This window comes from Pseudomonas sp. RW10S2 (assembly GCF_014268985.1).
GTDB lineage: Bacteria > Pseudomonadota > Gammaproteobacteria > Pseudomonadales > Pseudomonadaceae > Aquipseudomonas > Aquipseudomonas wayambapalatensis.
Genome location: NZ_JABWRO010000060.1, coordinates 11222 through 31715, shown reverse-complemented (window position 1 = coordinate 31715; position 20494 = coordinate 11222). Strand labels below are relative to the sequence as shown.

Here is a 20494-nt window from a genome sequence, read left to right as displayed (position 1 = left end):
CCCCCCCCCCCCCCCCCCCCCGGGGGGGGAAGAGGCCGGCATAGGCGCTACAACGCTTACTGAATCTGCTCCGGCGTCACGATCACCCAGTTCTTGTCCGCCGTCACCGGCAACCCTTCCTTCGCCTGCGCCGCCGCATGCTTGGCGATCATTCCGTTCAGTTGGTCCATGTACTTGGCCTTGCGGTTTATCCACAGGTGGATGCCGCCCTTGCCCACGTCGACCCCGTGAAACTGCATATAGCCGTCGCTGGTCGGCGTATCGCCGCCTACCAGCACCGGTCGCTTCCACTCATCGATGTAGGTCAGGATGGCTGCCTGCTTGCCAGCCATCCAGGTGGCGGGTGTCCACAGATAGGGCGTCAACTCCAGGCCCTCGTTGGCCTTGGCATCATAGTGGCCTTCGCTGATCTGCTTGCGCGCCGTGGTCAGCGCGCCGCTGGCGCGGTCCTTGAGCAGCAGGCTGACGCCGATCACGTTCTGCGGCTTGACGTTGTAGCCATACTTGGGATCGGACGCGACCATGCGCACCAGCTCCTCGGACGCGGCCGAGATCACGTAGACCTCGATGCCGTTCTCCATCAGCTTGTTGTACAGCTCGGCCTGGCCGGTGAAGACCTTCGGCGGCTGCACCTCGATACTCTTGACCTGATCGCCTTCGAAGTAGGTGCTGGGAACCGGCTTGTTCGAGGCCATCAGCTCATCGACCTGAACCTTCAGTTCCTTGAGCGTGAAGCCCGAGAACACCTGCGCCACCCAGGGGTAGCAGACCATGTCATCGATTTCGCACAGGCGATAGTAGTAGCTGAACAGGCTCTCCTTGTGCTCGGCGGTATCCTTGAACGGGATCAGCTTCAGCGAAGGATCGAGCTTGTCGCGGGTCAGCAGGCCCTTGTTCTCCATGAACGGCAGCAGCGCTTCCTCGAGGTCGTAGCGATAGCTGGTGTTGTCCATGTCGAAGACCGCGTAGTTACCCTTGTGGGCATTGGCAGCGATCATCGTGTCGAGCTGTTTGGCGGCCTCGGCGGGCCAGTGCTTGAGTTCGGTAGCCGCCCAGGTGCTGGCACTGAGCAGTAGGGCGAGACCGCCCGCGAGGAGTTTCGGAGCAGACATCATGTGCGTTCTCCAGAGACATGGCCGCTCAAGCCTAGACCGCCTGCATGACAGGCAGACGTCTGGCACCGACCTCGAAAGAGCTCGAAACGGCATGTTCATTGCCAACCGCGACAGCCCGTTATTCCATAAACGACTATCTAAATTACATTTAGATATAAATTCGTTTGTTTTCAGACTGTTAGCATTTCCGTTCGCAATCGCTCACAGAGGCGATTCCTACTTTTGCTTCACGGAGCTTCAATGAACCTGCCGCTTTCCCTCAACCTGCTGGCGTTCCTGGCCCTGCTGCTGGGCCTGGCGCAAACCCGTCGCACCGACTGGAGCCTGGCGAAAAAAGTGCTGCTTGGCCTGGTGCTGGGCGTCCTGTTCGGCCTGGTGCTGCACAGCCTGTACGGCGCAGGTCATCCGGTGCTCAAGGCGACCATCGCCTGGCTCGACCTGGTCGGCAACGGCTATGTCGGCTTGCTGCAGATGATCGTCATGCCGCTGATCTTCGCCTCGATCCTCAGCGCGGTGGCACGTCTGCACAACGCCTCGGCCCTTGGCCGGATCAGCGTGCTGAGCATCGGCACCCTGCTGCTGACCACAGCCATTGCCGCACTGATCGGCATCGCCCTGACCAACCTGTTCGGCCTCAGTGCCGAGGGCCTGGTGGCAGGCGTCCAGGAAACCGCGCGCCTGCAGGCCATCAACAGCGACTACGCAGGCAAGGTCGCCGACCTCAACATCCCGCAACTACTGCTGTCGTTCATCCCCAGCAACCCGGTGGGCGACCTGGCCCGGGCCAAGCCGACCTCGATCATCAGCGTGGTGATCTTCGCCGTGTTCCTCGGCCTTGCTGCCCTGCAACTGATCAAAGACGACAAGGACAAGGGCGAGCGCGCCCTGTCGGCCATCGACGTGCTGCAGGCCTGGGTCATGCGCCTGGTGCGCCTGGTGATGAAGCTCACGCCTTATGGCGTCCTGGCGCTGATGACCAAGGTGGTGGCCAGCTCGAACCTCGATGACATCCTCAAGCTGGGCAGCTTCGTGGTGGTGTCGTACATCGGCCTGGGGCTGATGTTCGTGGTGCACGGGGTGATCCTGGCGTTCACTGGCGTCAGCCCGCTGCGCTTCTTCCGCAAAGTCTGGCCGGTGCTGACCTTTGCCTTCACCAGCCGCTCCAGCGCCGCCAGCATCCCGCTGAACATCGAGGCACAGACGCGCCGCCTGGGCGTGCCACAGTCGATCGCCAGCTTCAGCGCATCGTTTGGCGCGACCATCGGCCAGAACGGCTGCGCCGGCCTGTATCCGGCAATGCTGGCGGTGATGGTGGCGCCGGCCGTGGGCATCGACACCTTCGATCCACTGTGGATCGCGACCCTGGTAGCCATCGTCACCCTGAGCTCGGCAGGGGTTGCCGGGGTCGGAGGCGGCGCGACCTTCGCCGCGCTGATCGTACTGCCGGCCATGGGCCTGCCGGTCGAGCTGGTGGCGCTGCTGATCTCGGTCGAGCCGCTGATCGACATGGGCCGCACCGCGTTGAACGTGAATGGCTCGATGACCGCAGGCGTGGTGACCAGTCAACTGCTCAAGCAGACCGACCAGCAAGTACTGGCCGGGGACGAGCATGCCGAGCTGAGTCACTCCTGACCGACACTTGTCGGGCATTCGTGGGGGCGGGCTCACCCGCTCCCACAGGACAGGCTCTATCGCTTGTCCCACACCTCGAAGTGATACACCGGCTTGCCTTCCTCGACCTGCCGTTCGGTCGATACCAGCGCCCACTGCGCCGCGTCGAACGCCGGGAACCAGGCATCCCCTTCAGGCGCCAGCTCCACCCGCGTCAGGTACATCCGGCTCACCAGCCCCTTCTCCAGCGCCTGCCCGTAGAGCTGCGCTCCGCCGATCAGCATCAGCTCATCAACCCCTTGCTCGCGCGCCCACTGCTCGGCACGCGCCACTGCCGCGTCCAGCGAGGCGAATACCTCGGCGCCTGCCAGCGTCAACCCGGGCTGGCGGCTGACGACGATGTTCAGGCGCCCAGGCAGCGGTCGCCCGAGCGAATCCCAGGTCTTGCGCCCCATGATGATCGGCTTGCCCAGGGTGGTGGCCTTGAAGTACTTGAAGTCCCCCGGCAGGTGCCAGGGCATGGAGTTGTCGATGCCGATCACACGGTTCTCGGCGAGCGCCGCGATCAGGCTGAGGGGGAGTGATGTGTTCATGCCAGCGAGGATAGCACCCGGCACGTGGGTTATGCTTGGGCCTCGACCCGTGCAATGGAAGACCTTGTGACTGCACCGACCGAACTGGACAAACGCTGGCTCACCGAAGCGGTGCGCCTGCGCGAAGAACACGCCGGGCCCCTGGAAGACCAGGAAGCCAACCGCCGCGCGCGCCAGCAAGGCGGCGACCTGGCGGCACGCATCGAGCATCGCGCACTGTGGCTGGCCGAGCGCGACGGCATGACCCAGGCCCTGCGCCACTGGAAGCAGGGGGCACGCCTGGCCCTGCTGGCCCTGATGATCATCGCCGTACTCAGCGGCGCGGGCCTCGGTCTCGCGGCGCTGGGTGACGGCCAACGCCCGGTGAATGTGTTCTGGGCGCTGGGCAGCCTGCTGGGCCTGAACCTGGTGTTGCTGATCGGCTGGGCCCTGGGCTTCTTCTTCGCGGGCGAGCAGGGCGCGGCCTTGGGCCGGCTCTGGCTATGGCTCAGCGAACTCTTTGCCCGTGATGCCAAGGCCGCGCACCTGGCCCCCGCCCTGCTGGTGCTGCTGCAGCGCAAGCGCCTCAATCGCTGGCTGCTCGGCCTGCTGGTGCATGGCCTGTGGCTGCTGGCGATGAGCGCGGCGCTGGGCATGCTGCTGGCGCTGCTGGCGACCCGACGTTACGGCTTCGTCTGGGAGACCACCCTGCTCGCCGCCGAACCCTTCATCGCCCTGACCAACGCCCTCGGCGCCCTGCCCTCGCTGCTGGGTTTCAGCATTCCCGACGAAAGCATGATCCGCGCCAGCGGCGCGACTTTGCCGAGCCTGGACATCGCCCGTCAGGCCTGGGCCAGCTGGCTGCTCGGCGTGGTGCTGGTGTACGGCCTGCTGCCACGTCTGCTGCTGGCCATCCTGTGCCTGTGGCGCTGGCGCCAGGGCCGCAAGCAACTCGCCCTGGACCTCAGCCTGCCAGGCCATGCCCAGCTGCGTGAAGCGCTGATGCCACGCAGCGAGCGCATCGGTGTCCAGGACGCCGCCCCCGAGCACCTGCCGCAGTTCGAGGCCGGCCAGCTGGAAACCGGCAGCAGCGGCGCCCTGCTGGTGGGCCTGGAGCTGGACGACCAGCGCAACTGGCCGCCCAAGCTGCCGCCCACGGTGACTAACGCCGGTGTGCTCGACAGCCGCGAATCGCGCAACAAACTGCTCGAGCAGCTCAGCCGCTTTCCTCCGGCGCGCCTGGCCATCGCCTGCGATCCGCGCCGCTCGCCTGATCGTGGCAGCCTGGCGCTGCTCGCCGAACTCGCGCGCAACGCAGGCGCCACACGCATCTGGTTGCTCCAGGCCTTGCCTGGCCAGGCACTGGACGCCGCCCGCCTGGGCGACTGGCACGAAGCCCTCGATCGCCTCGGCCTGCCCCACGCCGACACCTCGCCCCTGACCTGGCTGGAGCATGGCCATGACTGATCCGCTCAAGCTGGCCGTGGTCGGCCACACCAACGTCGGCAAGACTTCGCTGCTGCGCACCCTCACCCGTGATGTCGGCTTCGGTGAGGTCTCCCATCGCCCCAGCACTACCCGCCATGTCGAAGGCGCGCGGCTGTCGGTGGAGGGCGAGCCCCTGCTCGAGCTCTACGATACCCCCGGCCTGGAGGACGCCATCGCCTTGCTCGACTATCTGGGGCGCCTGGAGCGTCCCGGTGAACGTCTCGACGGCCCAGCCCGCCTGGAACGTTTTCTCCAGGGCAGCGAGGCACGCCAGCGTTTCGAACAGGAAGCCAAGGTGCTGCGCCAGTTGCAGGCGAGCAATGCCGGTCTTTACGTGATCGACGCACGCGAGCCGGTGCTGGCCAAGTACCGTGATGAACTGGAGGTGCTCGCCAGTTGCGGCAAGCCGTTGCTACCGGTACTCAACTTCGTCGCCAGCAGCCAGCACCGCGAGCCGGAGTGGCGTGAGGCCCTGGCCCGCCTGGGGCTGCATGCGCTGGTGCGGTTCGACAGCGTGGCCCCGCCCGAGGACGGCGAGCGCCGCCTCTACGAAAGCCTTGCCCTGCTACTGGAGAAATCCCGCCCCGCTCTGCAGCGCTTGATCGACGACCAGCAGGCCCAGCGCCAGGCCCGCCAGCACAGCGGCAAGCGCCTGATCGCCGAGCTGCTGCTCGACTGTGCCGCCTGCCGACGCAGCGTCGAGGCAGAGCCTGCCGCTGAAGCCAAGGCCATCGAGGCGCTGCGCCAGGATGTGCGCCAGCGCGAACAACGTTGTGTCGAGGCGCTGCTCAAGCTCTATGCGTTCCGCCGTGAGGATGCCAATGCCGGCGACCTGCCGTTGCTGGATGGTCGCTGGGGCGATGACCTGTTCAACCCCGAGACCCTGAAGCTGCTGGGCGTACGTCTGGGCAGCGGTGTGGCCGCTGGCGCGGCGGCCGGGGCTGGTGTCGATCTGCTGGTCGGCGGCCTGACCCTTGGCGCTGCCGCGCTGGCGGGGGCCATTGCCGGCGGCGCACTGCAAACTGCGCGCAATTACGGATCGCGGTTGCTGGGCAAGCTCAAGGGTCAGCGTGAACTGACCGTGGATGACAGCGTGCTGCGCTTGCTGGCGCTGCGCCAACAGCAACTGATGCTCGCCCTGGACAGCCGTGGCCATGCCGCACAGGACAGGGTGCGGCTGGGCGAGCTGGATGAGAAAGCCTGGCGCGAAGGCAAGCTACCGGAAGCGTTGAGCAAGGCACGGGCGCATCCGCAATGGTCGACGCTCAATCCGGGCGCACGGGTGAACCAGGCGGAACGCCAGGAGCAACTCGAGGCGTTGGTGTCACAGATCTGAGGCGCTTCCCTGTAGGGGCAACTGTCTTGCTCAAATTTAAAGGCCAGCCCAATCCCCCTGTGGGAGCGGGCTGGTCCCGCGAACACGGGCGTAGCCCGTGCCAGGCAGCGCGGTGTCTTTTTCGCGGGCAAGTCGGGGCGCCGAACCGCCGCTCCCACAAGTCCCTGCAGCGCTGCTGAAGGCTGTGCTGCAACTCTCAGATCAAGGCCAGCGCCTTCCCTTTCAACACCGCCATGTCCAGCACCGGCACCCCGACCTCCTTGGCCATCTCGTCCCACTCACGCATGCGCAGGCTCACCGCAAACAGCGGGTCGCGCTCGAAGGCATCGGCCTCGGCATCGCTCATCACGCCCCCCTGGTAACCCAAGGTGCGCCGGCTCGCCTCGCTCAGCCGCTGGTAATAGCCCGGCTTGCGCAAGGTCAGGTAGCGCTTGGCCTCCACGTGGAACTCCACCAGCCGCGCCATGCGTTCGCCGAACCCACAACGGCGCAGATACTCGGCGCCGATACGCTCATGGCTGACCACACCATACCCACCCATGCTGGCGTCACCGCCGCAGAGGTGGCCAATGTCGTGGAAGAACGCAGCGAGCACGACCTCGTCGTCGAAGCCTTCGGCCATGGCCAGTTGCGCGGCCTGGGACATGTGCTCGATCTGGGTGATGGCTTCGCCGATGTAGTCGTCGGCGCCGTGGCGCTCATACAAGGCGAAGGTGTTGTCGATGATCTGGGCTGAGCTGGGCATCGCGGTAGGGTCCTGGCGTCGTGAGGATAGGCCTGTTGAATGTAGTGCTACTTACTGTGCCACCTTCTCCGACTTGCCGTCGTAGCGCTTGCGCCATTCGGCCAGGATCTGGTCGCGGTGCTTCGACGCCCAGGCAAAGTCGTTCTTGATCAGGCGTTGCTCATAGTCGGCCGGCAGTTCGGTCTGCGGCTTGGCGATGCCCGGCGCGGCCAGCACGGCGAAGTTGTCCTTGTACAGCGCCATGGCCGCTGGGCTGGCCGAGAAATCCGCCAGGCGCTTGGCTGCGTCAGCCTTAGGCGTGCCCTTGATCACCGCCGTGGCCTCGATTTCCCAGCCCAGGCCTTCCTTGGGCAGCACGATGTCCAGCGGCGCACCCTGGCGCTTGAGCTGCACGGCCGGGTACTCGAACGAGATGCCGATCGGGAACTCGCCCGCCGCCGCCAGCTTGCAGGGCTTGGAACCAGAATGGACGTACTGCCCGATGTTCTGGTGCAGGGCGTCCATGTAGGCCCAGCCCTGGGGCTCGCCGAAGGTCTGCAGCCAGGCACTGACATCCAGGAAGCCGGTGCCGGACGAGGCAGGGTTGGGCATGACGATCTTGCCCTTGTACTCGGGCTTGGTCAGGTCCTGCCAGCTCACCGGCTTGCTCAGGCCCTGCTTCTCGGCCTCGATGGTGTTGAAACAGATCGTCGCGGCCCAAACGTCCATCCCCACCCAGGCTGGCGGGTTGGCGGCGTCGCGGTAATTCGGTGCGATCTTGCCCAGGTCTTTCGGCGCGTAGGCATCGAGCATGCCGTTCTGATCGAGGATGGCCAGGCTGGAGGCTGCCAGGCCCCACACGGCGTCGGCCTGCGGGCGGTCTTTCTCGGCCAGCAGCTTGGCGGTGATGATGCCGGTGGAGTCCCGCACCCATTTGATCTCGATATCCGGGTTGGCCTTCTCGAAGGCCTGCTTGTAGCTCTTGAGCTGCTCGGCTTCCAGGGCGGTGTAGACGGTCAGTTGGGTAGCGGCCGCCGAGGCGTGCAGGCTGAACACGGCAGATACGGCAGCAACAAGGGCAAGTGGCTTGAACATGAGGCAGCTCCTTTGAGGTGGACAGTCGAATCAGGGTTTGGGCGCGCGCTGGCGCCAGGCCTGGGAGCGGCGCAACAGACCGCGCGAGGCCCCCGCCAGCAGCAGCGAGGCCGTGGCGCTGGTGAGCAGGATCAGGGTGGACATCGCCGCAGCACCGCCAACGTTGCCGGCATCGTCCATGTTCAATACGGCGACGGCGGCCAGGATCGTGTCGGGGCTGTAGAGGAAGATCGCCGCCGACACCGTGGTCATCCCGGAGACGAACAGGTAGCGCACGATATCCAGCAGTGCAGGCAGGCAGATCGGTACGGTGACGCGCAGGTAATGCCGATACAGCGGCGCCTTGAGCGACAGCGCAGCCGCTTCGAACTCACCATCGAGCTGGCGCAGCGCAGTGCTTGCGGTCATCTGTGCGGTGGTCAGGTAGTGAGCGATGGTGCAGACCACCAGCAACGCCATGCTGCCGTAGAAGACATGCAGCGGGTTGCCGGCGAGGTTGAAGAAGAACACGTAGCCCAGGCCCAGGACGAGCCCTGGCACCGCCATCGGTACGAAGCTGAGCAGGCGCAAGGCTTGGTTGAGCAGGCGCTGGCCTTGGGTTTTCTCCATCAGGTAGGTGCCGGTAAAGATCACCAAGCTGCCGATCACGGCGCAGCACAGGGCCATGGTCACGCTGTTGCGGTAGGCCAGCCAGCCGCCACCAGCGGTCTCGTCGAACAGGTAGTGCTTGAACGAAAGCGTCAGGTTGTAGGGCCAGAAGGTGACCAGCGACGAATACACCGCCATGCCGATCACCCCCAGCAGCGCTGCGCAGACCAGCACCACGATGGTCAGGAAGCAGGCATCGCGACGACGCGAAGGCTGGGGCTCGAATACCTGCGCGCGCCCGCTCATCGCCTCGCCCTGGCGGCGGCGCAGCCAGGCATCGACGCTGAAGCTGAGCAGCGCCGGCACCAGCAGGACCATGCCGATCAGGGCGCCACGGCCGAACTGCTGCTGGCCGACCACCGCCTTGTAGGCTTCCAGTGCCAGCACCTGATAGTCGCCACCGACCACCACCGGCACGCCAAAGTCGGTGATGGTCAGGGTGAACACCAGGCAGAACGCGGCGAACACCGCTTGGCGCGTGGCCGGCCAGGTGATGCTGCAAAAGGCCCGCCACGGTCCTGCGCCCATGCTCGAGGCCGCGTCGAACAGCCTCGCATCGGCGAGCGACAGCGCCGACAGCAGGATCATCAGGGCATGCGGGAAGGTGTAGATCGCCTCGCCGAGCACGAGCCCCCAGAAGCCATAGATGTTGTCGCTCAGCAGTGCACGCAGCAGGCCCTGGTTGCCGAACAGGTAGACCAGCGCAATGGCCGGCAGCATCGACGGCGCCAGCAGCGGCAGCAATGAAATCCCGCGCCACAAGCCCTTGGCCGGGATCAGCGTGCGTTGCAGGGCATAGGCGAACACGTAGGCCAGCGGCACGACGATCAGCGCCACGCTGAAAGCCACTGCCAGGCTGTTGCCGAGCAGCCAGCGAAAGTTGTCGCTGGCAAATAGCTCGGCGGCCGCCTGCAGGCCACCGCCCTGGCCCGCCTCGCCGCTGAAACCACGCCAGAAGATGGCCAGCAGCGGCATCAGCACGGCCAGCAGCAGCAGGAGCAACAGCAGACTCTTGCCACCGACCACGAACAGGCGATCACCTAGGGCGATGCCACCACCTGATGCGGCCTTGACGGCGGCCAGCGATACGCTCATAGGCGCGGCCATCTCAGGCAAACACCTGCAGGCTCTGCGGTGGCAGGGCCACCCAGATATCCTGCGAGCCCAGGCGCGGCATGGCTTCGGGCGCGAGCTCCGCGAGCAACGCGTGCCCCGGCAAGGCCTTGAGCTCGAAGCTCATGCGGCAGCGGTTGCCGAGAAAGGTGAGCTCACGCACCTTGGCCGGAAACAGGTTCTCCTCGTGTACCACCGGATTGACCATGATCGCCTCCGGGCGGCAGAACAGCCGGCCACTGCGCGCACTCGCCGCGCCCGGAGCCAGACGCATGCTCATGCTGCCCACCTGGGCGTGGCTGTCGTCATGGCGCTGGAACGGCAGCCAGTTGCCCTGACCGACGAACTCGGCAACAAACGGTGTGGCAGGCCGGTCGTAGATATCCTGCGGGGAGGCGTACTGCTCGACCTGCCCGTTATTCATCACGGCGATGCGGTCGGCCATCAGCATGGCCTCGTCCTGGTTGTGGGTAACCATCAAGGTGGTGATGCCCAACTTGCGCTGCAGTTGGCGCAGCTCGGCGCACAAGTGCTCGCGCACCCGCGCATCCAGCGCCGACATTGGCTCGTCGAGCAGCAGCACCGACGGCGATGGCGCCAGCGCACGGGCCAGGGCCACGCGCTGCTGCTGGCCACCGGAGAGCTGGCTGGGGTACTTCTTTTCGCTGCCGGTCAGGCCGACCAGCTCGAGCATTTCGGCGACGCGCTGACGCGACTGGTCGCGGCTGCCGCCCGTCAGGCCATAAGCGATATTGGCTTCGACGGTGAGGTTGGGGAACAGCGCGTAGGACTGGAACAGGATGCCGTAGTCACGGGCCTGGGGCGGCAGATCGGAAATATCCCGTTCGCCGATGTACAGCGAGCCACGGTCCTGGCGTTCGAGGCCGGCGATGCAACGCAGCAGGGTGGTCTTGCCGCAGCCGGAGGGGCCGAGCAGGCAAACCAGCTCGCCGGCGGCAATGTCCAGGGACACGTCGTTCAGCGCAGTAAACGCGCCGAAACGCTTGTGGATGCCGCGCACGTGCATGTGTGCGCCCGGAGTGGTGTGGTTCATGGCGGGGCCTCATCGAAGAGATGAGGGCCATGCTAGGAAGGCTGTGCAAAGGTTCTGTGGCGATTAGGGCAAAGCAGGTGATAGTGGCATTGGCGGATTTTGGTTGAGGGCCTGCGAACACGGGCATGGCACCGCGAACAAGCTGCAGGAAATCTAGAACCGAGCCCCCGCCACTTCCTGCGCTACCCCAAGAAACGCCGCCGGCAAGCGCGCCTGGCGCCGCTCCTTCAGGCAATACAGGTACTCGTGCATCAGCGGCGCGCCCTCCAGTGCCAGCACCCGCAACTCCGGGGTCAGGGGCACTTCATGGCGGGCAATGACGCTGATGCCGATATTGCGCAGCACCGCTTCGCGAATCGATTCGCGGCTGCCGATTTCCAACAGCGCACCGGCCTTCACCCCGGCCTCCTGCATCATCTGCTCGGTCAGCTTGCGCGTGGTCGAACCCGGTTCGCGCATCAACAGGCAATGCCCGGCGAGGCCTTCGATGCCCACCGCCTGACGCTGCGCCAGCGGATGGCTGCGGTGCACGGCCACGACCAGCGGATCGCTGCCCAGCACCCGGCGCACCAGGCGCGCATCCTCGACCAACTGCGACGAGGCAGCGATGTCCACCCGGTACTCCTCAAGCATCTCCAGCACCTGTTGCGAGTTGCCGATCTCCACCGCCACCTCGACCTGGGGCAGGCGTTCGCGGAACACCTTCACCAGGTCGAGAATGTAGTAAGGCGCGGTGGCCGCGACCCGCAAGCTGCCCTGGGCCTGGCCGCTGTTGCGCAGTTCGAACTCGATGTCCGCCTCTTGCTGCAGCAAGGCCTTGACCCGCGGCAGGAGCCTGGCGCCCTCCTCGCTCAGCACCAGGCGTCGGCCACCCCGGTAGAACAGCTCGACCGCGTACTGGCTCTCCAGGTTGCGGATCTGCGTGGTCACCGTGGGCTGGCTGAGCCCAAGCTTCTTCGCCGCCAGCGTGATGCTGCCCAGGCGGGCCACCATGTAGAAGGCTTTGAGCTCCGATGCGAGCATGGCACCTCGTTATTTGCGCAACAGGCGCAAGCCGTTGAACACCACCAGCAGGCTCACGCCCATGTCGGCGAACACTGCCATCCACAGGGTGGCCATGCCGGCAAAGGTGATTGCCAGGAATATCGCCTTGACCCCCAGTGCCAGGACAATGTTCTGGATGAGGATCGCAGCGCTCTGGCGCGACAGCCTGACGAACGCCGGGATTTTGCGCAAGTCGTCGTCCATCAGCGCCACATCCGCGGTTTCGATGGCGGTGTCGGTGCCGGCCGCCGCCATGGCGAAGCCGATCTCGGCGCGGGCCAGGGCCGGGGCGTCGTTGATGCCATCGCCGACCATGCCCACGCGGTGGCCTTGAGCGTAGAGGTCTTCGATGGTCTTGAGTTTGTCGGCAGGCAGCAGGTTGCCCTCGGCGCGATCGATACCCACCTGGGCAGCGATGGCCTGGGCCGTGTGCGGGTTGTCGCCGGTCAGCATGACCGTCTTGATCCCCAGCTCATGCAACTCGGCGATGGCCTGGCGGCTGCTGTCCTTCACGGTATCGGCCACGGCGAACAGTGCCAGCGGGCCGGAGCGGTCGAGCAGCAGCACGACGGTCTTGCCTTGGCGCTCGAGCTGGTCGAGCTGAGCTTCCAGCGCAGGCGAGCACAGGCCCAGTTCCTCGACCAGTCGATGGTTGCCCAGGTGATAGGCCTGGCCATCGATCTCGCCACGCACACCGCGCCCGGCCAGCGCGGCGAACTCCATGACATCGCTGAGGGCGATGTTCTGCGCCTTGGCATGCTGGGCAATAGCGCGCGACACCGGGTGGTCGGAACGCTCTCCCAAGCTCGCGGCCAAGGCCTGGGCGCGATCCTCGAATAGCGGGTCGAGCGCCTTGAAGTCGGTCTGCACTGGCTTGCCGTGGGTGATGGTGCCGGTCTTGTCCAGGGCCAGGAAATCCAGCTTGCGCCCGCCCTCGAGATAGACACCGCCCTTGATCAGGATGCCCTTGCGCGCCGCCGCAGCCAGGCCGCTGACGATGGTCACCGGGGTCGAGATCACCAGCGCGCACGGGCAGGCCACCACCAGCAGCACCAGGGCACGGTAGACCCAGTCGAACCAGGCACCGGCCATGAACAGCGGCGGGATGATCGCCACGGCCAAGGCCACGGCGAACACGGCGGGGGTGTAGATGCGCGAGAACTGATCGACGAAGCGCTGGGTCGGCGCCCGCGCGCCTTGCGCCTCTTCCACCGCCTTGATGATGCGTGCCAGGGTCGATTGCCCGGCGCCAGCCGTGACGCGGAACTCAAGGGCACCGGCCTGGTTGATGGTGCCAGCGAAGAGTTTGTCGCCCACAGTCTTCTCGACAGGCAGGCTTTCGCCGGTGATCGGTGCCTGATCGACGCTGGATTGCCCACTGACCACCTCGCCATCCAGGCCGATCCGCTCGCCCGGGCGCACCCGCACCCGTGCACCGATGGCCACCTCGCGCACCTCGACCTCGCGCCACTGGCCATCCGCTTGTTGCACGGTGGCCATGTCTGGCGTCAGTTGCATCAGGCCGCTGATGGCGTTGCGCGCCCGGTCCAGCGAGCGTGCCTCGATCAGTTCGGCGATGGTGAACAGCACCATGACCATCGCCGCCTCCGGCCACTGGCCGATCAGCACGGCACCGGTCACGGCGATGCTCATCAGCGCGTTGATGTTGAGGTTACGGTTCTTGAGCGCGATCCAGCCCTTCTTGTAGGTGCCCAGGCCGCAGCCGAGGATGGCTGCCAGTGCCAGCAAGGCCACCACCCACTCCGGCGCCAGCGCGGAGAAGTGCACGATTTCGGCGCCAATCGCGGCAATACCCGACAATGCCAATGGCCACCAGCGGGTCTTGTGGGCAACAGGGGCGCTGGCGCTGCCATCGTCGTCTGCAGCCAGGGGCTCGGCCTTCATGCCCAGGCTGTCGATGGCACGCTCGATCTGCACGGTGCCGTCGAGGGTGTGGCGCACGCCGAGGATGCGGTTGATCAGGTTGAACTCCAACTGCTCGATGCCAGCAAGCTTGCCCAGCTTGTCCTGGATCAAGGTCTGCTCGGTCGGGCAGTCCATCGCTTCGATGCGAAAACGGCTGAGGCGCGCCTGGTCGCTGGCCTTTTCGGTCAGTTGCACGAAGGCCGGCGCCGCTTTGCTGGCACAGCAGCTGTGGGCCTGGGTGTCGTGGCAGGAGGACTTGGCGCCATGCTCATGGCCATGATCGTGCTTGTGGTCGTGGTCGTGACTGACAGGCTGGTTCATAGGTTCGCCCTGATGGAGAGTGCCCACTGACGGGGGGTTGTTGCCAAGTGAACACCCTGTAGCCACTATAGGGTCAAGCGATCCAATGGAGATTTCGTCATGAAGATCGGAGAACTGGCCAAGGCCACCGACTGCGCCGTGGAAACCATCCGCTACTACGAGCGCGAGCAATTGCTGCCCGAACCCGCCCGCACCGACGGCAACTACCGCCTGTACACCCAGGCCCATGTGGAGCGTCTGACCTTCATCCGCAACTGCCGAACCCTGGACATGACACTCGACGAAATCCGCAGCCTGCTGCGCCTGCGCGACACCCCCGAAGGTGCGTGCGGCAGCGTCAATGCGCTGATCGACGAGCATATCGAGCATGTGCAGGCGAGGATCGACGGTCTGATGGCGCTGCAGACGCAGCTGGTGGAGTTACGCAGGCAGTGCAATGCGCAGGGGGATGAGTGCGCGATCTTGCAGCAGCTGGAGGTCAATGGCGCGGTGTCGGTGCCGGAGACCGAGCATTCGCATGTGGGGCGTAGTCACGGGCATTGAGGCCGGTAAAGGCCTCTGCCCGTGAAAAGAGCGACGCGGCCTCGAATCAGACCGCCATCGGCGCCGTCATCGGCGCATGATGCTCATACCCTTCCAGCCAGAAATCACTCGGCTCGATCTTCTCCAGCCACTCCGGCTCATACACACCGGTCTCGGCAAACGCCGGCACACGGTCGCTGATCATCAGCTTCGGTGCCTCCAGCGGCTCGCGCTTGAGCTGCTCGTTGAGCATGTCCAGGTGGTTCTCGTACACATGGGCATCGCCGATGAAGTAGGTGAACCAGCGCGGGGTATAGCCGGTCAGGCGCCCGAACAGCGACAGCAGGGCCGCACCTTCGGTGAGGTTGAACGGTGTGCCCAGGCCCAGGTCATTGGAGCGAATGTAGAGCGTGAGGGAAATTTCCTTCGTCTCGACATTGGGGTGGAATTGGTACAGCAGATGGCAGGGCGGCAGCGCCATCTCGTCGAGCTGGGCGCAGTTCCAGCCGTGGAACAGGATGCGTCGGCTGCCCGGGTCGTTGGCGATGGTGTCCAGGCACTGGCGCACCTGGTCGATGGCCTTGTAGAGGATGACGAATGCCTGGCCATCTTCCTCGTCCTTGGCGATCTGGCGGAAACCGGCCTTTTCCGCCATTTCGATGGCGGCCGTGTTGCTCAGCGGGATGCGCTTGTAGCCTGGCCATTGGCGCCATTGCACGCCATAGATCTCGCCGAGGTCGTCATGACCCTGGCGGAAGGGGTTGGCCAGCCATTGGGCGTTCTCGTTGGCGTTCTGGTCCCAGACCTTGCAGCCGAGGTCGCGAAACTCGCCGGCGTTCTTCACGCCGCGCAAGAAACCGACCATCTCGCCGATCGCCGACTTGAACGCCAGCTTGCGTGTGGTGATAGCCGGGAAACCCTTCTGCAGGTCGAAGCGCAACATGGCGCCCGGCAGGCTGATAGTGCGGATACCGGTGCGGTTGCCCTGCAGCGTGCCGTTCTCGATGACGTCGCGAACCAGGTCTAGATACTGTTTCATGGCCTACCTGTAGCAAGCACGGCAGGGGGATCGCCCCTGCCGTGGAATTATCAGTGGGCGGGTGTCGCCGTGGGTTTGCGATTATAAGCCCACCAGATCAAGGCGAGGCCAGCGACGATCATCGGTATGCAGAGAATCTGACCCATGGTCAGCCAGCCCCACGCCAGGTAACCCAGCTGTGCGTCCGGTACGCGGACGAACTCGACGATGAAGCGGAAGATCCCGTAGAACAGCGCGAACATGCCGGAAACCGCCATGGTGGGGCGTGGTTTGCGCGAGAACAGCCAGAGGATCAGGAACAGTGCCACACCCTCCAGTGCGAACTGGTACAGCTGCGAGGGGTGACGCGGCAACTGCGCCGGATCGCTGAACGGCGGGAAGATCATCGCCCATGGCACGTCGGTCGGCTTGCCCCACAGCTCGGCATTGATGAAGTTGCCGATACGCCCGGCACCCAGGCCGATCGGCACCAGCGGCGCGACGAAGTCCATCAGCTCGAAGAACGACTTGTTGTTGCGCTTGCCGAACCACAGCGCTGCCAGCATCACGCCGATGAAGCCGCCATGGAACGACATGCCGCCTTTCCACACTTCGAAAATCAGCGTCGGGTTGGCCAGGTACTGGTGCAGGTCGTAGAACAGCACGTAGCCCAAGCGCCCGCCGACGATCACGCCCATCGACAGCCAGAAAACCAGGTCGGAGAGCTTTTCGCGGTTCCAGGTCGGGTCGAAGCGGTTCAGCCGGCGCGAGGCGAGCAGCCAGGCACCGCCGATGCCGATCAGGTACATCAGGCCGTACCAGTGGATTTTCAGCGGCCCGAGGGCCACGGCCACGGGGTCGATCTGCGGGTAAGGCAGCATGGTGGTTCCTCTAGATCAAAAAGCTAAGGCCGACGCAGAACAGCAGCGCGGCAAACAGGCGCTTGAGCAGGCGCGGCGACAGCTTGTGCGCCAGACGCGCGCCGAAGCGGGCGAAAAACATGCTGGTGACGGCAATGCCGACCAGCGCGGGGAGATAGACGTAGCCCAGGCTGTGCGCGGGCAGATGCGTTTCGTTCCAGCCCAGGATCATGAAGCTCAGGGCACTGGCCAGGGCGATTGGCAAGCCGCAGGCCGACGAGGTGGCCACGGCCTTCTGCATGGGCAGGCTACGCCAGGTAAGAAAAGGCACCGTGAGCGAGCCACCACCGATACCGAAGATCGCCGAGGCCCAGCCGATCACCCCACCCGCCGCGATCAGCCCAGGCTTGCCGGGGATGCCACGGCTGGCCTTGGGCCTGAGGTCGAGAGCCATCTGCAGCGACACCAGCAGGGCGAACACGCCGATGATCTTCTGCAGCATCGGCCCCTGGATCAACGAGGCGGTCTTGGCGCCAATGCCGGCGCCGATGAGGATGCCGACAGTCATCCACAGGAACACCGGCCACTGTACGGCCCCCTTGCGGTGGTGCTCCAGCACGGCATTGATCGAGGTGAAGACGATGGTCGCCAGCGAAGTCCCGACCGCCAGGTGCGTGAGGATCGAGGCATCGAAGCCCTGCAGGGTGAAGCTGAACACCAGCACCGGCACGATGATGATGCCGCCGCCCACGCCGAAGAGCCCCGCCAGTACGCCGGCGCAGGCGCCCAACAGCAGATAGAGTACGAATTCCATTCGCCGACCCTGTGAATACGATCCGGCATGGTAACGGAAGCCGGGGCCGCGCCTCTAGTGAACTCTGTGTCAGGTGATGGAAGTGCAGGCAGGCTGTGGGTAGAGTGGCACAAAACACTGAGGCCACCCCATGTGCCTGATCGTATTCGCCTGGCGGCCGGGGCACGCCCTGCCGCTGATCGTCGCGGCCAACCGCGACGAGTTCTATGCCCGCCCTACCCAGGCGCTCGCCCCCTGGGACGATGCCCATGGCGTACATGCCGGGCGCGACCTCGAAGCCGGCGGCACCTGGCTGGGTATCGGCCCGGCCGGGCGTTTCGCGGCGCTGACCAATATCCGCGACCCTCGCCAGCCGCTCGGGCCACGCTCGCGCGGAGAACTGGTGGCGGCCTTCCTGCAGGGAGACCTGGGCGTCGAGGCGTATCTGGACCAGGTTGCCAGCCGCAGCGCGCAGTACTCGGGGTTCAACCTGCTGGTGGGCGATGGCGAGCGGCTAGGCTATCTGCACGCCCGCGACCCGGCGCCACGGCTGCTGTCACCCGGCGTGTACGGGCTGTCCAACGCCGGGCTGGATACGCCGTGGCCAAAACTGGTGAAGGCGCGCTCGGCGCTGGGCCAGGCGCTGGAATCGGCAGACCCGCAGCAGCTACTGGCGCTGCTGGCCGATGGTGGGCAAGCACAAGATGGTGAGTTGCCGGAGACCGGCGTAGGGCTGGCGACCGAGCGGTTGCTGTCGAGTGTGTTCATTGCCAGCCAGAATTACGGGACGCGGGCAAGTACCGTGCTGATCGTGGATGATCAGGGCAGAAGGCGGATGATCGAGCGCAGTTTCGGGCCCTTTGGTGGGCATCTAGGGGAAGTGGAACTGAATCTCGTGTGACTTCTCAGGCCCCTTCGCGGGCAAGCCCACCCCTGTGGGTAGCGGGCCTGCCCGCGAAGGGGCCTGTGAACCATCAGAGGCTCTTGTTAGGTCCGATCATCCGCGCCAGCCCCAAGTTCTTCAGCGCCAGTTGCAACGAGCTGTGGATAACCTGCGGGTTGTCATGGGTCATGGCTTCGGTCAGCAGCTCGCGGGCCTTGCTCATGTTGATCTGACGCAGCATCCACTTCACCTTCGGCAGGTTGGTGGCGTTCATCGACAGGCTGTCGAAGCCCATGGCCATGAGCAGGATCGCCGCTGCCGGATCACCAGCCATCTCGCCGCAGATACTCACCGGCTTGCCTTCGGCGTGGGCATCGCGCACCACGGTCTGCAAGGCTTGCAGCACCGCGGGATGGAGGTAGTCGTACAGGTCGGCGACCCGCGGGTTGTTGCGATCGACCGCCAGCAGGTACTGCGTGAGGTCGTTGGAGCCGACCGAGAGGAAGTCGACCTGACGCGCCAGTTCCTTGGTCTGGTAAACGGCAGCCGGAATCTCCACCATCACGCCAACCGGGGGCATCGGCACATCGGTGCCTTCGTCACGCACTTCGCCCCAGGCACGGTGGATCAGGTGCAGCGCCTCTTCCAGCTCATGGATGCCAGAGATCATCGGCAGCAGGATACGCAGGTTGTTCAGCCCCTCGCTGGCCTTGAGCATGGCGCGGGTCTGTACCAGGAAGATTTCCGGGTGGTCGAGGGTGACGCGAATGCCGCGCCAGCCGAGGAAGGGGTTTTCTTCCTTGATCGGGAAGTAGGACAGCGCCTTGTCACCGCCGATGTCCAGCGTGCGCATGGTCACCGGCAGCGGGTGGAAGGCCGCCAATTGCTCGCGGTAGATCGCCAGCTGTTCCTTTTCGCTGGGGAAGCGCTGGTTGATCATGAACGGCACTTCGGTGCGGTACAGGCCCACGCCCTCGGCGCCACGCTGCTGGGCCCGGGCCACGTCGGCCAGCAGACCGGTGTTGACCCACAGCGGCATGCGGTGGCCGTCGGGGGTGATGCACGGCAGCTCGCGCAGGGCATCGAGCCCCTGGGCCAACTGGCGTTCTTCCTCGACCACGTCGCTGTACTGCTTGCGCAGCACATCGCTGGGGTTGGTGTAGGCCTCGCCCTTGTAGCCGTCGAGAATCATCTCGATGCCATCGACCTTGGAATACGGCAGGTCGACCAGGCCCATCACCGTCGGGATGCCCATGGCCCGGGCCAGGATCGCCACGTGGGAGTTGCCCGAGCCCAAAACCGACACCAGGCCGACCAGCTTGCCTTCCGGCACTTCGCCGAGCATCGCGGGGGTCAGCTCCTCGCTGACCAGGATGGTGTTGTCGGGGTAGACCAGCGTCTGCGAGCGGGCCTCCTGCAAGTAGGCCAGCAGGCGGCGGCCGAGGTCCTTGACGTCCGAGGCGCGCTCGCGCAGGTAATCGTCATCCATCAGCTCGAAGCGGCTGACGTGCTCGCCGACCACCTGGCGCAGCGCGCCCTGGGCCCACTGGCCGGTCTTGATGACCTCGGCCACTTCGCCACCGAGGGCAGCATCTTCGAGCATCATCAGGTACACATCGAACAGCGCACGCTCTTCGGGGCGCAGCTGGGTCGCAAGCTTCGCCGACAGCTTGCGCATGTCGGCGCGCACCCCTTCGAGGGCGTTGTTGAAGAGTTTGAGCTCGCCATCGATGTCTTCGACGGTCTTGTCCGGGACCACTTCGAGGTCGGCAGGCGGCAGCATGACCACCGCGCGGCCGACGGCAGCGCCCGGCGAGCCCGGTACACCGACGAAACGTGCTTCCTGGATACCCTTGCCCTGGCGGCCCAGGCCGCGTATCGAGCCGGTGGCCTCGGCGTGGGCGATAACCCCGGCAAGCTGGGCGCTCATGGTCACCAGGAAGGCTTCTTCGCCTTCATCGAACTGGCGCCGCTCCTTCTGCTGGATCACCAGTACCCCGACCACGCGACGGTGGTGGATGATGGGGGCACCAAGGAAGGAGGCGAAGCGTTCCTCGCCGGTTTCGGCGAAGTAGCGGTAGCGCGGGTGATCCGCCGCGTTCTCGAGGTTCAGCGGCTCCTCGCGGGTGCCGACCAGGCCGACCAGGCCTTCGTTGGGGGCCATGCTGACCTTGCCGATCGAGCGCTTGTTCAGGCCTTCGGTGGCCATCAGCACGAAACGGTTGGTCTCCGGGTCGAGCAGGTAGACCGAGCATACCTGGCTGCCCATGGCCTCCTTGACGCGCAAGACAATGATACCCAACGCCGTCTTGAGATCTTTGGCGGAGTTCACTTCCTGGACGATCTTGCGCAGCGTATTGAGCATGGCTCG

General features: G+C 65.3%; 17 protein-coding genes. 5 read left to right on the top strand and 12 right to left on the bottom strand.

Annotation, left to right across the window (positions count from 1 at the left end; genetic code table 11):
* Window positions 1-56 precede the first annotated feature (56 nt).
* On the bottom strand, window positions 57-1115 hold the full coding sequence (locus HU729_RS14515) for a haloacid dehalogenase-like hydrolase (protein ID WP_186665554.1): 1059 nt from the start codon (window positions 1113-1115) through the stop codon (window positions 57-59).
* A 240-nt stretch (window positions 1116-1355) separates the two neighbouring features.
* Between HU729_RS14515 and HU729_RS14510 the strand changes: the two genes are divergently transcribed.
* Window positions 1356-2747, top strand: coding sequence for an L-cystine transporter (locus HU729_RS14510; RefSeq protein WP_186665552.1), 1392 nt, complete (start codon window positions 1356-1358; stop codon window positions 2745-2747).
* Window positions 2748-2803: 56 nt separating this feature from the next.
* Here the strand turns inward: HU729_RS14510 and HU729_RS14505 are convergent, their stop codons facing one another.
* A complete protein-coding gene (locus tag HU729_RS14505) occupies window positions 2804-3319 on the bottom strand; it encodes a dihydrofolate reductase (protein ID WP_186665550.1) in 516 nt (171 codons plus the stop codon).
* A gap of 54 nt (window positions 3320-3373) precedes the next feature.
* Here HU729_RS14505 and HU729_RS14500 point away from each other — a divergent pair, with 54 nt between their 5' ends.
* Together HU729_RS14500 and HU729_RS14495 are read left to right on the top strand one after the other, a co-directional pair.
* Window positions 3374-4765, top strand: coding sequence for a DUF2868 domain-containing protein (locus HU729_RS14500; protein WP_186710682.1), 1392 nt, complete (start codon window positions 3374-3376; stop codon window positions 4763-4765).
* Entirely contained in the window at window positions 4758-6122 is a 1365-nt protein-coding gene (locus HU729_RS14495) for a GTPase/DUF3482 domain-containing protein (protein WP_186710680.1), read from the top strand. Before HU729_RS14500 ends, HU729_RS14495 begins: the two co-directional genes overlap by 8 nt.
* Before the next feature lie 196 nt (window positions 6123-6318).
* On the opposite strand, the gene HU729_RS14490 is transcribed toward HU729_RS14495, so the two are convergent.
* From HU729_RS14490 to HU729_RS14465, 6 genes are all read right to left on the bottom strand, one after another.
* Window positions 6319-6867: a phosphonate degradation HD-domain oxygenase gene (locus HU729_RS14490; protein WP_186665544.1), complete on the bottom strand. Its 549-nt coding sequence runs from the start codon at window positions 6865-6867 to the stop codon at window positions 6319-6321.
* Between the two features lie 51 nt (window positions 6868-6918).
* Window positions 6919-7941, bottom strand: coding sequence for a putative 2-aminoethylphosphonate ABC transporter substrate-binding protein (locus tag HU729_RS14485; RefSeq protein ID WP_186710678.1), 1023 nt, complete (start codon window positions 7939-7941; stop codon window positions 6919-6921).
* A gap of 30 nt (window positions 7942-7971) precedes the next feature.
* Entirely contained in the window at window positions 7972-9696 is a 1725-nt protein-coding gene (locus HU729_RS14480) for a putative 2-aminoethylphosphonate ABC transporter permease subunit (protein ID WP_186710676.1), read from the bottom strand.
* Between the two features lies 1 nt (window position 9697).
* The gene (locus tag HU729_RS14475; protein ID WP_186710674.1) at window positions 9698-10756 is read right to left on the bottom strand and encodes a putative 2-aminoethylphosphonate ABC transporter ATP-binding protein; all 1059 of its coding nucleotides are present in this window, start codon (window positions 10754-10756) and stop codon (window positions 9698-9700) included.
* A gap of 153 nt (window positions 10757-10909) precedes the next feature.
* Window positions 10910-11779, bottom strand: a complete 870-nt coding sequence (locus HU729_RS14470) for a LysR family transcriptional regulator (RefSeq protein ID WP_186710672.1) — start codon at window positions 11777-11779, stop codon at window positions 10910-10912.
* A gap of 9 nt (window positions 11780-11788) precedes the next feature.
* Window positions 11789-14047 carry a heavy metal translocating P-type ATPase gene (locus HU729_RS14465; protein WP_186710670.1) on the bottom strand — a complete coding sequence of 753 codons (2259 nt, stop codon included), beginning with the start codon at window positions 14045-14047 and terminating at the stop codon, window positions 11789-11791.
* Window positions 14048-14146: 99 nt separating this feature from the next.
* On the opposite strand from HU729_RS14465, the gene cadR reads away from it, so the two are divergent.
* A complete protein-coding gene (gene cadR, locus HU729_RS14460) occupies window positions 14147-14590 on the top strand; it encodes a cadmium resistance transcriptional regulator CadR (protein ID WP_054891134.1) in 444 nt (147 codons plus the stop codon).
* Window positions 14591-14636: 46 nt separating this feature from the next.
* Here cadR and HU729_RS14455 read toward each other — a convergent pair whose 3' ends face one another.
* From HU729_RS14455 to HU729_RS14445, 3 genes are read right to left on the bottom strand one after another with little or no spacing between them, the layout of a single operon-like run.
* On the bottom strand, window positions 14637-15608 hold the full coding sequence (locus tag HU729_RS14455) for a thymidylate synthase (RefSeq protein ID WP_186710668.1): 972 nt from the start codon (window positions 15606-15608) through the stop codon (window positions 14637-14639).
* 50 nt (window positions 15609-15658) lie between these two features.
* Window positions 15659-16468: a prolipoprotein diacylglyceryl transferase gene (gene lgt, locus HU729_RS14450; RefSeq protein WP_054891132.1), complete on the bottom strand. Its 810-nt coding sequence runs from the start codon at window positions 16466-16468 to the stop codon at window positions 15659-15661.
* A gap of 10 nt (window positions 16469-16478) precedes the next feature.
* Entirely contained in the window at window positions 16479-17261 is a 783-nt protein-coding gene (locus HU729_RS14445; protein ID WP_063541683.1) for a sulfite exporter TauE/SafE family protein, read from the bottom strand.
* 130 nt (window positions 17262-17391) lie between these two features.
* Here HU729_RS14445 and HU729_RS14440 point away from each other — a divergent pair, with 130 nt between their 5' ends.
* The gene (locus tag HU729_RS14440; protein ID WP_186665531.1) at window positions 17392-18141 is read left to right on the top strand and encodes an NRDE family protein; all 750 of its coding nucleotides are present in this window, start codon (window positions 17392-17394) and stop codon (window positions 18139-18141) included.
* A gap of 73 nt (window positions 18142-18214) precedes the next feature.
* Here HU729_RS14440 and ptsP read toward each other — a convergent pair whose 3' ends face one another.
* Window positions 18215-20488 carry a phosphoenolpyruvate--protein phosphotransferase gene (gene ptsP, locus HU729_RS14435; RefSeq protein ID WP_186710667.1) on the bottom strand — a complete coding sequence of 758 codons (2274 nt, stop codon included), beginning with the start codon at window positions 20486-20488 and terminating at the stop codon, window positions 18215-18217.
* Between the last annotated feature and the right edge of the window lie 6 nt (window positions 20489-20494).

What these genes read in the sequence shown, in the direction of transcription:
- HU729_RS14455 (WP_186710668.1), bottom strand. Translation starts at nt 15,608, where the DNA reads ATGAAACAGTATCTAGACCTGGTTCGCGACGTCATCGAGAACGGCACG.
- HU729_RS14480 (WP_186710676.1), bottom strand. Translation starts at nt 9,696, where the DNA reads ATGGCCGCGCCTATGAGCGTATCGCTGGCCGCCGTCAAGGCCGCATCA.
- HU729_RS14470 (WP_186710672.1), bottom strand. Translation starts at nt 11,779, where the DNA reads ATGCTCGCATCGGAGCTCAAAGCCTTCTACATGGTGGCCCGCCTGGGC.
- HU729_RS14485 (WP_186710678.1), bottom strand. Translation starts at nt 7,941, where the DNA reads ATGTTCAAGCCACTTGCCCTTGTTGCTGCCGTATCTGCCGTGTTCAGC.
- cadR (WP_054891134.1), top strand. Translation starts at nt 14,147, where the DNA reads ATGAAGATCGGAGAACTGGCCAAGGCCACCGACTGCGCCGTGGAAACC.
- HU729_RS14475 (WP_186710674.1), bottom strand. Translation starts at nt 10,756, where the DNA reads ATGAACCACACCACTCCGGGCGCACACATGCACGTGCGCGGCATCCAC.
- ptsP (WP_186710667.1), bottom strand. Translation starts at nt 20,488, where the DNA reads ATGCTCAATACGCTGCGCAAGATCGTCCAGGAAGTGAACTCCGCCAAA.
- HU729_RS14490 (WP_186665544.1), bottom strand. Translation starts at nt 6,867, where the DNA reads ATGCCCAGCTCAGCCCAGATCATCGACAACACCTTCGCCTTGTATGAG.
- HU729_RS14495 (WP_186710680.1), top strand. Translation starts at nt 4,758, where the DNA reads ATGACTGATCCGCTCAAGCTGGCCGTGGTCGGCCACACCAACGTCGGC.
- HU729_RS14505 (WP_186665550.1), bottom strand. Translation starts at nt 3,319, where the DNA reads ATGAACACATCACTCCCCCTCAGCCTGATCGCGGCGCTCGCCGAGAAC.
- HU729_RS14500 (WP_186710682.1), top strand. Translation starts at nt 3,374, where the DNA reads ATGGAAGACCTTGTGACTGCACCGACCGAACTGGACAAACGCTGGCTC.
- lgt (WP_054891132.1), bottom strand. Translation starts at nt 16,468, where the DNA reads ATGCTGCCTTACCCGCAGATCGACCCCGTGGCCGTGGCCCTCGGGCCG.
- HU729_RS14445 (WP_063541683.1), bottom strand. Translation starts at nt 17,261, where the DNA reads ATGGAATTCGTACTCTATCTGCTGTTGGGCGCCTGCGCCGGCGTACTG.
- HU729_RS14510 (WP_186665552.1), top strand. Translation starts at nt 1,356, where the DNA reads ATGAACCTGCCGCTTTCCCTCAACCTGCTGGCGTTCCTGGCCCTGCTG.
- HU729_RS14465 (WP_186710670.1), bottom strand. Translation starts at nt 14,047, where the DNA reads ATGAACCAGCCTGTCAGTCACGACCACGACCACAAGCACGATCATGGC.
- HU729_RS14440 (WP_186665531.1), top strand. Translation starts at nt 17,392, where the DNA reads ATGTGCCTGATCGTATTCGCCTGGCGGCCGGGGCACGCCCTGCCGCTG.
- HU729_RS14515 (WP_186665554.1), bottom strand. Translation starts at nt 1,115, where the DNA reads ATGATGTCTGCTCCGAAACTCCTCGCGGGCGGTCTCGCCCTACTGCTC.